10 protein-coding genes are annotated in these 12,882 nt (G+C 57.4%); 6 read left to right on the top strand and 4 right to left on the bottom strand.

The window, feature by feature from the left end:
- Positions 1 to 19 precede the first annotated feature (19 nt).
- Both HNEAP_RS11025 and HNEAP_RS11030 read right to left on the bottom strand, forming a co-directional pair.
- Positions 20 to 1,156, bottom strand: a complete 1,137-nt coding sequence (locus HNEAP_RS11025; protein ID WP_012825059.1) for an acyl-CoA dehydrogenase family protein — start codon at positions 1,154 to 1,156, stop codon at positions 20 to 22.
- A gap of 55 nt (positions 1,157 to 1,211) precedes the next feature.
- On the bottom strand, positions 1,212 to 1,763 hold the full coding sequence (locus tag HNEAP_RS11030) for an OsmC family protein (RefSeq protein WP_049772596.1): 552 nt from the start codon (positions 1,761 to 1,763) through the stop codon (positions 1,212 to 1,214).
- On the opposite strand from HNEAP_RS11030, the gene HNEAP_RS12815 reads away from it, so the two are divergent.
- The 3 genes from HNEAP_RS12815 to cynS all read left to right on the top strand — a co-directional run bounded on the left by HNEAP_RS12815 (position 1,762) and on the right by cynS (position 4,285).
- A complete protein-coding gene (locus HNEAP_RS12815) occupies positions 1,762 to 1,935 on the top strand; it encodes a hypothetical protein (protein ID WP_012823826.1) in 174 nt (57 codons plus the stop codon). The two genes, HNEAP_RS11030 and HNEAP_RS12815, sit on opposite strands and share 2 nt — an antisense overlap.
- Before the next feature lie 16 nt (positions 1,936 to 1,951).
- Positions 1,952 to 3,244, top strand: a complete 1,293-nt coding sequence (locus HNEAP_RS11035; protein WP_012825061.1) for an IS110 family RNA-guided transposase — start codon at positions 1,952 to 1,954, stop codon at positions 3,242 to 3,244.
- A 594-nt stretch (positions 3,245 to 3,838) separates the two neighbouring features.
- The gene (gene cynS / locus HNEAP_RS11040; RefSeq protein WP_208107210.1) at positions 3,839 to 4,285 is read left to right on the top strand and encodes a cyanase; all 447 of its coding nucleotides are present in this window, start codon (positions 3,839 to 3,841) and stop codon (positions 4,283 to 4,285) included.
- Positions 4,286 to 4,508: 223 nt separating this feature from the next.
- On the opposite strand, the gene HNEAP_RS11045 is transcribed toward cynS, so the two are convergent.
- The gene (locus HNEAP_RS11045; protein WP_012825063.1) at positions 4,509 to 5,240 is read right to left on the bottom strand and encodes an endonuclease/exonuclease/phosphatase family protein; all 732 of its coding nucleotides are present in this window, start codon (positions 5,238 to 5,240) and stop codon (positions 4,509 to 4,511) included.
- Complete coding sequence (locus tag HNEAP_RS11050; RefSeq protein WP_133484694.1) at positions 5,237 to 7,411, bottom strand: VTT domain-containing protein; 2,175 nt, start codon at positions 7,409 to 7,411, stop codon at positions 5,237 to 5,239. The genes HNEAP_RS11045 and HNEAP_RS11050 overlap by 4 nt, the downstream gene beginning before the upstream one ends.
- Positions 7,412 to 8,312: 901 nt before the next feature.
- Between HNEAP_RS11050 and HNEAP_RS11060 the strand changes: the two genes are divergently transcribed.
- The 3 genes from HNEAP_RS11060 (at position 8,313) to HNEAP_RS11070 (ending at position 12,693) form a co-directional block, all read left to right on the top strand.
- Positions 8,313 to 9,338, top strand: a complete 1,026-nt coding sequence (locus tag HNEAP_RS11060) for an isopenicillin N synthase family dioxygenase (RefSeq protein ID WP_012825065.1) — start codon at positions 8,313 to 8,315, stop codon at positions 9,336 to 9,338.
- Positions 9,335 to 10,267, top strand: a complete 933-nt coding sequence (locus HNEAP_RS11065; protein WP_012825066.1) for a hypothetical protein — start codon at positions 9,335 to 9,337, stop codon at positions 10,265 to 10,267. The genes HNEAP_RS11060 and HNEAP_RS11065 overlap by 4 nt, the downstream gene beginning before the upstream one ends.
- A 185-nt stretch (positions 10,268 to 10,452) precedes the next feature.
- A complete protein-coding gene (locus tag HNEAP_RS11070; protein ID WP_041601088.1) occupies positions 10,453 to 12,693 on the top strand; it encodes a TonB-dependent receptor in 2,241 nt (746 codons plus the stop codon).
- Positions 12,694 to 12,882 lie beyond the last annotated feature (189 nt).

Genomic DNA, 12,882 nt, shown 5'->3' on the forward strand with positions numbered 1-12,882 from the left:
ACTCTCCTGCTCGATTCGCTTAGAGAGCCGCCATGGCATCGATTTCTTTGCGGAGGTGTTTGGTAGCCGGGGTCACGATAGCGACGAAGTAGGCTTCGCGCAGCTTTCGTTGTGCTGGGGCGTCGTGCAAATAACCACTGGCTCCCGTGTGCAACATGGCGGAATTTGCCGCGCGCAAGGAGAGCTCGGACCCGAGCAGCCGCGCCTCCAATACCGTACGCATGAATTCCGCATCCTTGTTGAAAATATCTTCACCCAAACTGGAGATAAGATCGCGCGCATCTTCCAGCTCCTCGCGCAATTCGTCAGGGCGATCATCCAAATAACAATTCACATGGCCGAGCTTGGGCTCTACGTCCTCGCACAGTTTGATGCACCCTTCAACCAGACCAGTCGCCATGCCGGTTTGCATCAGCACAAAACCAGCCTTCATCTTTTTGATATAGGGTATCAGCGGATCACCGAGAACATGGTTCTTGGGTACGAATACCTCTTTGAAAGACAACGCATAAGTACCTGTGCCTTCCATGCCACAGAACTTGGCCAGTTGTTTCAATGTCACACCGGGCCAGGAGGTGTTAACCATGGCCATCACATCGCGCGGCTGATTGCCACCAACCTTGAAAATGGAGCCAAACCAATGATCCGGACCGAGATTCGACACCCATGGCAAGGTACCGTTGAGAAGATAGCCGTCTTCTGTTTCGACTGCAGAGAGCAGTAAGGGCTCAATACCGGCTAGATATTTCATGGGGTTGGAGAGTGCAGTACCACCTAAAACCTCACCACGGGCAAGCTTGGGCAAAAGAGTTCGCTTGAGATAATCGTTGGCTGACATTTCGACGTACCATGCCGCCACATTCTGAGCCCAGACCATAAAGCCTGTAGACATGCACTCCTGGGAGACAATATCCATCGCCTTCAGGGCAGAATTGATATCAAATTCACCGCGGCCATTTTGCGAGGCCAGATGCTGGCAGAAGGCGCCGGTTTCGCCCAGAGCCCTAAGGACTTCAGCCGGGTAATAACCCTCGTCAATTTTGACAGTCAAAGGAGCAAGCTTATCGCGCACAACATCTCGAACCTGATTGAAGAGCAGCTCGCCCTCGGGGATGCCTAGCGGTGGGTTGTTAAGAGTCGCAGCTACTGCGGTCATGACATTCTCCTAGAGTAATGAGGCTGCACGACGAAGCATGCAGCGTAAATCGGCATCAGATCAGCGCGCAGTCCAGAGCAACCGGGCGCGTCATGGTGTTCGCAACAGGTGACCATTTCTTCGCATGTTGCAACAGTGCATCTTTTTCAGACTCACTCATCGGATCGACAGTTTCGAGATCGAACTTCACGCGGATGGCGGTGAAACCCAGCGGCTTGTCGTCGTCCAAATCGCCAGTACCCCACACCGCTGTGACGTTGATGTCACCCTCGATATGGAGTTCGAGTTTCGTCAGCTTGATACCCCGTGCTGTCGCGTTGGCATGGACCCCAACCGCCAGGCAAGCGCCCAGTGCGGCCATCAGAGCTTCGGATGGGTTGGGTGCCGTATCCTCACCCAACAGATGCGGCGGTTCGTCCACAATGACCGGATCGAGGCTCCGGATGTAAGTCAGGTTGCGAAATTGGCCCTCGCAAACGGTCTTGGCTTTCAGGGTAACGATCGTATTCGGGTTGGCCTTACCTTTTTCGGCCAATATAGTTAGTCCATCTCGCTTTCTGTGATACTGATCACAGCCGGCAGGTAGCTGTCGGTGGAAGTGGGATATGCGCCTGCGGATTACGAATTTCTCGGCCAAATCACCCGATGATCACCGCTTTGGTTTCGAATCTGCAGGTGCGCTTGAGTGCGACAACGAATACTCAGGGCTTGCCGTCACACCGGCTCTCTATATTGCCTTCGCAGCGCCCAAGCACGCACATCCCGTGCCTTCAGTCTAGCAGTCCGGAGGTCATCATGAAATCTCAACTCACACTTCAATCTGACGGCGAATTTGCCGCCTTTATCGGTATCGACTGGGCAGATACCAAGCATGACATTTGTCTGCAGGCTGCGGACGGCGTCCAGCGAGAGTTTGCTGTCCTGCCGCATCGCCCGGCTGACATTGATGACTGGGTGGTTACCCTGCGGCACAGATTCCACGGCCGACCCGTGGCTATCTGCATCGAGACATCCCGTGGCGCACTGGTCTATGCACTGCAAAAGTATGATTTCCTGGTCCTGTTCCCGATCAATCCGGCCACACTCGCTAAATACCGGCAAGCCTTCAAGCCCAGCCGTGCCAAGTCAGACCCAACGGATGCACAGATCGCCCTGGAGATTCTCATGAATCACCGGGATAAGTTGAAGCCACTTCGCCCGCAAAGCTCCGGCATTCGCACGCTGACGCTGCTTCTGGAGGAGCGCCGCCAGATCGTAGACGAACAGCGGCGCCTCACCAATCGCCTGATCAGCAACCTCAAGCAATACTATCCCCTGGCTCACGAGTGGTTCGAGAATAAGAACACCACATTGTTCTGTGAGTTCATGGCCCGTTGGCCTACCTTGAAGCAGTTGCGGCAAGCCCGCCGCAAAACCCTGGAAGCCTTCTTCCGGGAGCACAACTGCCATCACCACAAGCTGGTCGAGGAACGGCTTGCCAGCATCAAGAATGCGGTGCCGTTGACCGAGGATCCCGCCATCATCAGGCCCAAACAACTGCTGGTTGAAAGTCTGGTGGAACAGTTGCGGATAACACTCAAGTCCATTGCCCGCTTCGATGCTGAAATCGACGCGCTGGCTCCAACGCTTCCTGATTATGACCTGTTCAGGTCATTGCCTGGCGCCGGACCGACACTGGCTCCGCGCTTGCTGGTTGCCTTTGGTGAACAGCGCGACCGCTATTCAAGCGCCGCCGAAATCCAGATGTATGCCGGCATCGCTCCGGTCACAGAGCGCAGCGGCAAGCAACATTGGGTGCACTGGCGAATGCAATGCCCGACATTTATGCGCCAGACCTTTGTTGAGTGGGCCGCATTGACTATTCCCCGCTCCTACTGGGCCAATGCCTACTATCGTCAGCAGCGCGCCAAAGGCGCAGCCCATCAGGCCGCGTTACGCGCTCTGGCGTTCAAGTGGGCCCGCATCCTGTACCGCTGCTGGCTGACGCGTACACCGTATGATGAGTCGAAATATCTGACTGCACTTAAACGCCGTGGCTCGACATTGCTGTCGCTGCCGGTCCTCACGGAGGCCGCCCAAACAGCATAAAAAACACTTGACGACCATCTCAGGGCACAAAGCCGCCAAGCCTTGTTTGTCGATTTCACGCAATGCCTGGCGGACACAAGCGGGGGCTACGGGTTCTAAAATTGGGGTACTCATGAAATTTCTCCTAGTCTTTGGTTGATGGTATCAAGTACAAAACGCTTCTCTGGACTAACAATGCACACCCTGTGCCAACCAAGCTAAATACCTAATAAACATGTCGTTAAATGAATTAACCCAGTCCTTGCAGATAAAAACACCCTGATTGTCATCGCTCTATGTCCGACAATGTCAAGTATTAATCGGACAATGTTGCCATTTGATTAGCCGCTTGTCGGAAACGGAACTCTATACGCAGTCTCTTAGGAAAATGTTTGGCCTCCCGCGTAGTTTGCTTGCATTCCTTCATCGGGTCGCCCGCAAGATAGTGCAAGGCACAACGTCATGTATTGGAAGTAAATTCAATAAACGAAAAGACACGACCGCACAATTAACCGCGTGAGCCGATGTTGCGTGAATCAACTTGGCAGGATTCTTGATGTGTATTGAAATGCGTGCACACGAAGCGCTTTAATAACCACACTAAACGGAGTGATCATTATGATGACCAAAGAAGCCTTGACCGCCCTGATTTTGGAAAAGAAAGCCGCTCTCTCACTGACTTGGGAAGCCATCGCAGCAGGCATGAGTCTGTCGCCCGTATTTGCCGTTTCGGCTTGTCTCGGCATGAACAGCCTTAAAGAAGAACCCGCACAGAAACTGGTGACGCTACTGGATCTGCCTGCCGAAGCCAAAACCATACTCATGGCTTGCCCGACCAAGGTCTGGGACAAAGCCATCCCGACCGATCCCTTGATTTATCGCTTTTATGAAGTGATCGGCGTGTATGGCCCGACCATCAAATCGCTGATCCACGAAAAATTCGGTGACGGCATCATGAGTGCCATCGATTTTTCCATGCACATCGACAAGGAAGAAAATCCGGCGGGCGACCGCGTCGTCGTCACCATGAACGGCAAATTCCTGCCCTACAAATCCTGGTGAGCGAACCCGTTCTCACGCGTACGGGCAAGTTCGCCCATCGGCCTTTTAGTTTTTGCGTGAGGGGCCTGAACGCGACCGTCCCAGGTAGCCTGTATCCCTGTCATAAGTGCCATGCCGCCTGTGTTTCATGAGCGGCCGTCTTTCCGTCTGCTTGGTATTGAGTCCGACCCCATTGATTACGCAGAGAGACTCTCAGGATAGTTAAATACGTATCCAGAAACGGTCACGCATGTGAGCCGAGCTTGCTTGTGTCGGCAAGTACGATCTGGGCGCGGATCGGGCGGTGATCGGATGCGATACGCACCAGGGGGTGATCGATGGCATCCTGACGAATGAATTCGATCGCGCCGGCCAGCCAGATGGCGTCGAGCGCCATGAACGGACGGTGAGCCGGAAAGCTGGCCGGTGTGTTCAAGCGGCGGAATGATTGATGCAGCGACCTGAGGGTGCCCGGGCCGGGCCACCATTCATTGAAATCGCCGATCAGGAGACGATGGGTCGGGTGATCTCCTGCGCGATGGGCGTGGGCATGGGCATGGATGCGTTCGACCTGGTACCTGCGCTCCCATCTTTTCAATCCCAGATGCGCAACCCAGATGGCCAATCGTTGGGATTGATGCGTCACTTCGGCACACAGTAATTGACGGCGCTCGCGGCCGGGCACGGAGAGGTCAAGGCTAGGCTGTTCGGTCAGCGGCAGGCGGCTGAGCAACATGTTGCCAAAATAGCTGCCGGGCAGCGGGCCGGCACGCGTGGTCACAAAGTGAGTCGCATAGCCTGCTGCCTGCGCCCATCGGATCAGCAGATCGTCGTGCAAATCGGTCAGCACGACTTCCTGCAGACCGATCAGATCGGCATCGATCAGTTCGATGACCCGCCAGATGCGCGCCAGATCAAGGCGCCGATCACGACCGATCCCCGCGTGTATATTCCAGGTGGCGACCGTAAGTATCACGAACCGGAGGCTTGATTGCGCTGCGCAAGCAGGTAGGAGAGCCCCCAGCCGATCGCAACAAACACACCCGCCATTAACAGCAAAAGCCCCGTGGTGGCCAGACTGGGGTGGCGGATCGTTTCAAGGAGTTGATGGGAAAAGAAGGTCAGCGCAAAGGTGCCCGGAAACAGTCCCGCCAGACTGCCGATGAGAAAGTCCCGGAATTTCAGTCGCGAGGCACCGGCGACCAGATTGATCAGCGCGAACGGTGCGATCGGCAGCAGGCGCAGGGAGAAGACAGTGAGAATTCCTTTGCGGGCAAGGCGTCGGCTGATGCGATCGAGCTTCGAACCCGCCAGTCGGCGCATGGTCCCGGCGCCCAGCAACTGACCGATGACAAAGCCCAGCACGGCCGCCAGCACCGCCCCGATAAAAGCAATACCAAACCCCGTCCAGGCACCAAAAATCAACCCCGTGGCGATCACCAGCGGCGTGATGGGCATACCCGCGACCGACGCGACCACAAATAGGCCAAAGGCGGCCAGCGGTCCCCAGCTTTCGGCGCGCAGCGTGTGAAGATGCGCCAGAAGCGCGCGTGGATCCAGAAATTGTTGCAACGGCGTGAACCGCCAGATCAGCGCAAGCGCCAGCATACCGGCGATAAGCACGGCCATGCCGAGTGCGCGCTTGCCCAGTGGGCGGCGATATTCGGACTCGATGAACAGGTCGATCAGCTCGTCCGGCGGCAGCGGCCGTTCGGGATCGATGACGGCGGCATCGGGCACCTGCCGCTCCAGAGACTCATCCAGCGTGATGACCAGGGGTTCGAGCCAGCGATCGCCAACCTGCGGCCGGTTGAGGGCATCGATGGTTTGGATCAGCGAACCGGTGCGCTGTTCTGTCTGTGCGACAACCTCGATCGACGTGCTCAGGTGTTCCGCCAGAAGACGTCGGCGAACGGTGTCGATCGCGGCCTGACTTGCCGGGTCCGTGCCGAGCAGCGACAGGTTGAGTTCGCTGTCGAGCCCCATCGAACGGTTGGAGATGTTGGCCGAGCCGACGTTGAGGTGACGATCGTCGGCAATCAGCAGCTTGCTGTGCAGACTGAGCATCTGCGGGGCCAATCCACGAATCTCGGGATAGTAAATCCGCAGCCGATCATGCCTGTCGGCGGCCTGTAGCCGGCGGATGAGTCGGGCCCGCAGGACATCCATCGTAACCCGCTCGAGCCAGCCATCTTTCGCGCGCGGCAGCACCAGCACAATCTCTGGGCCCTTCGCCGCGGTCAGCCGATCGATCAAGGCCTGACCGATGACGTGGCTGGTGAAATACTGATTCTCAATGTAGATGAACCGACGAGCCGACGCGATCAGGGCCAGCAAGGCGGCCTCTACTTCACGAGCTTCCTCCTGCTCTTCGTGGGCCGGCAGGGTGCGGGCAATACCGATCAGCGCCTGGGTGACCAGCAAGGACAAATTCGTCGGCCAGGGCGTGGGCGCATTCGGATCGATCGATACCGGTGCCACCTTCCCGCCGGTCGCCAGCGCCCAACGGTTGCGCGCAAGGGTGGCGACATGCGCCGCCGGTGCGCCACTGACGGCCAGTGCCACATCATGGAAAGGCGGGTAGGCATCGCCACTCGGATCGTGTCGGCGCGGATCGCCCGGTGCGTGCGCCGTACTGTCCCACCGCCATTTGGAGGGATCGAATCCACCAACCAACGCAGTGCGATCATCGATGACGAGCGTCTTCTGGTGCTGCGAAGCGGCCAACGGATGATGGTTATCGAAGGCCACGTGCAGCCGAGGGTGCGCGCACTGGGGCAGGCTGAACAAGGGGCGCCACTCACGCTCAAGCGCGTAAATCATCGAGTAGTCCCAGGCCAGCAGATAGATATGCAGATCGGGGTTGCGGTTGAGTGCGTCGTGCAGCACATCAATCAGACGACAAGGCACGTGCGCGTCGTCGCAGGGCCGGATCAGCGCCATGCGGCTATCAACGTCCCAGCACAGAACCCATGCCTGATGACGAGCCTGCAAAAGCAAGTCGGCAAAAGCCCGGTAGTAGTCTTCGCCGTCGATCAGGACGCCGACCTGCTCGGCCGTATCAAGCCGCCAGAACAGATCGGTTTGTCGCTCGGTGGGTTCGTGTTCGGTCATGGGCACAACTACTGAATTTGAAGATGAAATCAATCAAGGGGCAGCTCGAAAAACCGTTCAAGATGCCCATTCGCCCCATGGAAGGAGTCGTTCTACTAAGAACAATACCAGATTTACGCTTTGCAGAAGGCGGGGCACACAGACCGAGGTTGCGTCGCTGGCGCAGCTTCGGGTACCGATCGAACTGTTGATCCGGGTGATGGCCGCTGGCTTAACTGAATCACAGGGTCCGAAGACCCAAGAGATTCCTTGGAGAAGATTATTTGGCGTATTTTGCTTGAACTTGACGCTCGTTGCCAAAATCATGCCCAGCGAGCAAAGGCCCGTTCGAGGGCAGACCTACCTGAATTTGGATGCGAAAAATAGGAAGATGCAGCGAGTTCGTGTTTCAGGGGCCAAGTCCGAGGGACGCAGGCTGGATACCCCCTCATTTTATGCCTGAGACGGGGGCGGCCTGGTTCTGACTATTCTTGGGTCGCCGGGAGGTGATGATTGGTGTTATAGCGGCCGCTGTGATAGGTAAAGCAACTGATTACATGGGTGGGTTCTTAGCTGGCGGGTTTAACGTGCTGGTCACGCACATCACGGTGGTTTTGGGTCGCTTTCAGGTGAATAAACAGCTGCGCATCAAAGATGCCGGCAAGGTTGCCGCCAATAGTGGCGAAATCGCTTCCAATGGAATAAAGCGCTACGGGCGCCAGTCTGAACGCAAATATGGGGCGATCCGTGTGCTATCTGATTGGGCTTGTGCTGCGCACAATGCACCGTTCAAGGGCACTGGTTCCGCCCTATACCCGCCTAGTGGTGTGAAAGGCGGGTGGTGTGGATATTGCTTGAAAACCTTCGCAGGGCGCGATTTCTGTCGACCTCGGGACGACCCGACCCACTGCTTGTCTGGACGACCAGGTAACTCACTTATTCAAGGGAGATTTACATGGCGCATACCCATTTCAGATCCATTCCTCTAATCGATATATCCGGGTTATATGACGATAGCCTGGTCGAACGCCAACGCGTTGCCGATGAGCTGGGCCGAGCGGCACACGATGTCGGCTTCCTGCAGATTACCGGGCACGGCATTTCCCGCTCGTTACGCGATGGATTGATCCGACAGGCGCGCAGATTTTTCGAGCGCCCGCTGCACGAGAAGATGCGCTTCTACATCGGCCAGTCGAGTAACCACAGTGGTTATGTGCCGGAAGGCGAGGAACAGTTCGCGGGCGGCGGCAAGGATCTCAAGGAAGCTTATGATGTCAATTACAACTACACAGAGGCAGCACAGATCTATCCGCTGCTGGGCCCGACTCAATGGCCTGATTCGGCGGATTTCAGGCTAGAGGTGGGTGCCTATTACCGCGCGGCGCTGGCGCTGGGCGACACGCTGTTTCGTGGTTTTGCCCTGGCGCTGGGATTGGCGGAGGAGACCTTCGCCAAGATCACCCGTCACCCCACCAGCCAGTTGCGACTGATCCACTACCCGCTCGACCCTGATCCGGTGGCGGACCGTCCCGGTATTGGCGCGCACACCGACTATGAGTGCTTCACCATTCTTTTACCCACAGCTGAGGGGCTTCAGGTACTCAATGGGAATGGTCAATGGATCGATGTGCCACTGGTGGAAGATGCCTTCGTGATCAACATCGGCGACATGCTCGAAGTGCTCAGCAACGGCCATTTCGTGGCTACCTCGCATCGCGTACGCAAGGTCAGCGAGGAGCGCTTCGCCTTCCCACTATTCTGCGCCTGTGACTACACGACTCGTATTGCTCCGATAGCCGGACTTCCCCCGCGCGGTGAGCGCCGATACGAGCCGATCAACTGTGGCGACCACCTGTTCGCCCAGACCGCGCAGACCTTCCGTTATCTGCGCGAGCGGTTGGAGGATGGTTCGCTGCAACTGCCCGATGGCGCGGCAGGCTTGTCCAGTTTCGGTCATGGATACCGTGCGGAGAAGGCATGAACCTGCTGGCATTGGCCGCAGATTATCCAACACGTGCGAAGACAGGTGTGCCGGACTGGATGCTCGGCCATTTTCGTCGACGCACCATCAGCTTCGCTGATGGCCGAAGCGACCAACGCACCCAGGTACATTGGCTGCAAAGTCGCAACTTCACCATCGACCTACGCCTACCGGACACGCCTGTACTGCCAGTGCGCGCTTGGCAAGACTACACGGCCGCCGAGCTGCGCCAACTCGCCAACCATGAAGGCTGGTTGGCCGAGAGCGTCTGGGAGGAAGGCATGCTCAGCTGGCGTGATGGCGTATCCCTGCAATTGCACAACCGCTGGCCGGAGCCGGCGCGCCTGCAGCGTATCGGCAACTGCATGATCGAGTTCGGCACTACTGGGGCCTATGTCGAGGACTGGCGTTTGCAGGCCAGCGGCGGGCCGTTGGTCGGCCTACGACTGGTGGATGAATGCGATGCCGCAACCGGCGAAGTACTGCAACGCGGGGGCGGCCTGATCGTCTGTGGTGATCGGCTCGGCTGGGTGCAGGGTCGGACGGCGGACATAGGCATTTCGGTACAGCAACTGCGCGAGCAGGCCGAGCAGGCTCAGGGTGATGCCTGGACCTTGGCCGGATTGTTCGATTTTGAGACCTCGCTGGCCTATGCCGATGAGCGGGGCCGTTATCGGGTGGCGTTGTCCACGGCACCAGCACGGGTGGGACAGGAATTCTCCCTGGAAGGATTCGAACTGTTAGAGCCCGGCTACGTCTGCCAGCACCTGCAACGCTCGGATAATCGCACGGTGGTGCGAACCTTCATCATCGACACGCTGGAGCCAGATTGGCGGGCGAATCTCACCACGCCGAGCAGCGCAGAGGCACAGATCTGGTTTGTCGCAGAAAATGAGACCCTGTCACGTTACCTGGAGGTATTGAGCTAGCAGCCAGTCAGAATTCAGAGAGCAGTGGGGCATTTCACTCTGACATGGGTGATATGCCCCATTTTTCGCACGATACCTCAGCTTTTATTTACTTTTATATCAATGCGTTACGTGTTGGCAACAAACTTGCTCATGGGTCTGGCTTTCTTTTTAACCAGCTCATAAAACCAACAGTAACAGTCACGATGAAATTCAAATTAAATCCGCTCGCGATTCTGATTGCCGCCGCCCCATTGACGGCGTTTGCCGCAACCGAACTGCCGCCGGTTGAGGTCACCTCGACCAAAGCGGCGACCGTACCTGCCGGGGCCCAAGAACTCACCTCGGAACAAATCAAGGCTGCCCGGGCCGCGACCAGCGATTCGGCCCGTCTGTTGGCCGATTTCCCCGGTGTGAACCTATTCAGCGCGGGCGGTGTGTCTGCCCTGCCGATCATTCATGGTCTTGCCGATGATCGCCTGCGCACGCAGGTCGATGGCATGGATTTGATCGCCGCCTGCCCCAATCATATGAATTCGCCGCTGTCGTACATCGATCCGACCAATGTCGGTCGGGTGCGTGTGTATAGCGGCGTGGTGCCGGTTTCCGTCGGCGGGGACAGCATCGGCGGCACGATTGCAGTCGACTCGCCCGCGCCCGTCTTCGCTCAGCCCGGCGAAGGCACGATCACCCAAGGTGAAATCGGCGGGTTTTACCGCAGCAATGGCAGCGCCTATGGCGGCAATCTGGCCGCGACGCTGGCCACGCGCAATTTCAGCCTGAGCTATCGGGGTTCGAAGGCACAATCCGACAACTACAAGGCAGGCGGCGATTTCAAGCCGGGGGGCCTGTCTTCCGCCGATCCGAAGGATATTTCCACCGGAATCAGCCACTGGCTTGAAGGCGACACGGTCGGCTCTTCGGCCTACAAATCGCAGAATCACGAACTGAGCGCCGCCTATCAAAACGATGCGGGCACGCAGATGGTCGAACTGGGTGTCGGCATCCAGCGTATTCCCTACGAGAACTATCCCAATCAGCGCATGGACATGACGCAGAACAACAGCACGCAGTTCAACCTGCATTACAAGGGGCTGTACGACTGGGGCACGCTGGACGCCCGCGCCTATAATCAGCACGTGCGTCATGAAATGGACTTTAACGACGACCGCCAGTTCTGGTACATGACCGCGGCGGGCATGCCGATGAACACCGAAGGTAAGAACACCGGCGCCAAGCTGCAAGCCAATATCGATCTCACAACGCGAGACGTTTTGAAGCTCGGCGCGGAATTGCAGAAATACCGCCTGGATGACTGGTGGCCACCATCCGGCACGGGCGGCATGTCACCCGGCACGTTCTGGAACATCAACGACGGCCAGCGCGACCGCTTCGACCTGTTTGCCGAATGGGACGCGCACTGGACGCCGCAATGGATGACGCAGATTGGCGTGCGCAGCGATACCGTCCGCATGAATGCAGGCCCGGTTTCCGGTTACAGCACCCAGATGGGCGTCACCAGCCAGAGTATGACAAGCTATGGGATGACGGCCAAGGATGCCGCCACCTTCAATGCCAGCGACCGCGAAAAAACCGATCACAACCTCAACTTCAGCGCGCTGGCTCGCTACACGCCGGATGCGACCCAATCCTACGAATTCGGCTTTGCGCGTCAGGCCCGCTCGCCGAATCTGTACGAGCGCTACAGTTGGTCGACCTGGCCGATGGCTGCGATCATGAATAACTTTGTCGGCGACGGTAACGGCTATGTCGGCGACATCAACCTCAAGCCGGAAAAAGCCAACACGATCAGCGCCACCGCCGATTGGCACGACGCAACCGGCCAGCAATGGGGCGTGAAAGTCACGCCGTACTATTCCTATATTCAGGATTACATCGACGCCCAGTGCCTGCCCGGCACAGTATGCAAAACAGGCCAGTTCAACGTGCTGCAATACGTAAATCAGAATGCACGCATCTATGGTGCGGACTGGTCCGGTCATTACCTGCTGGCCGAAACACAGAACTTCGGGCGTTTCACTACTACAGGCATGGTCAGCTACACGCACGGCAGGAACACCACCACCGACGACAGCCTGTATAACGTGATGCCATTGAATGCCAAACTGGCACTGGTGCAGAACATCGGTACGTGGCAAAACACCGTGGAAACCGTCCTCGTCGCGGCGAAAACGGATGTCTCCAGCGTGCGCAGCGAACAGGAGACCGGCGGCTTTGCCCTCGTCAACCTGCGCACCAGCTACACCTGGAACAAACTGCGCATCGATGTGGGCATCGACAACCTGTTCAACCGTTACTACGCCCTGCCCCAGGGCGGTGTTTATGTGGGTCAAGGCAAGACGATGTCGATCAATGGCGTTCCCTTCGGCGTGCCTGTTCCAGGCCCGGGTCGCTCGATTTACACCAGCCTGAATTACAGCTTCTAAGGCTCAATCCAGCCCGTACCCCGGCGAGCGCCAAAACCAAAGCCCGGCACAATAGGTCGGGCTTTTTTATTGATTCAAAGGCACCTTGAAAAACCTTTCGAGGTAGCTTCTCGTGGATTTGGAGGAACGTTCAACGACCAATCCGGCAAACGCAACACGCCGAGCAAGGGATCGACGTATCAATGGGCA

Origin of the sequence: Halothiobacillus neapolitanus c2 (genome assembly GCF_000024765.1) — a bacterium.
GTDB lineage: Bacteria > Pseudomonadota > Gammaproteobacteria > Halothiobacillales > Halothiobacillaceae > Halothiobacillus > Halothiobacillus neapolitanus.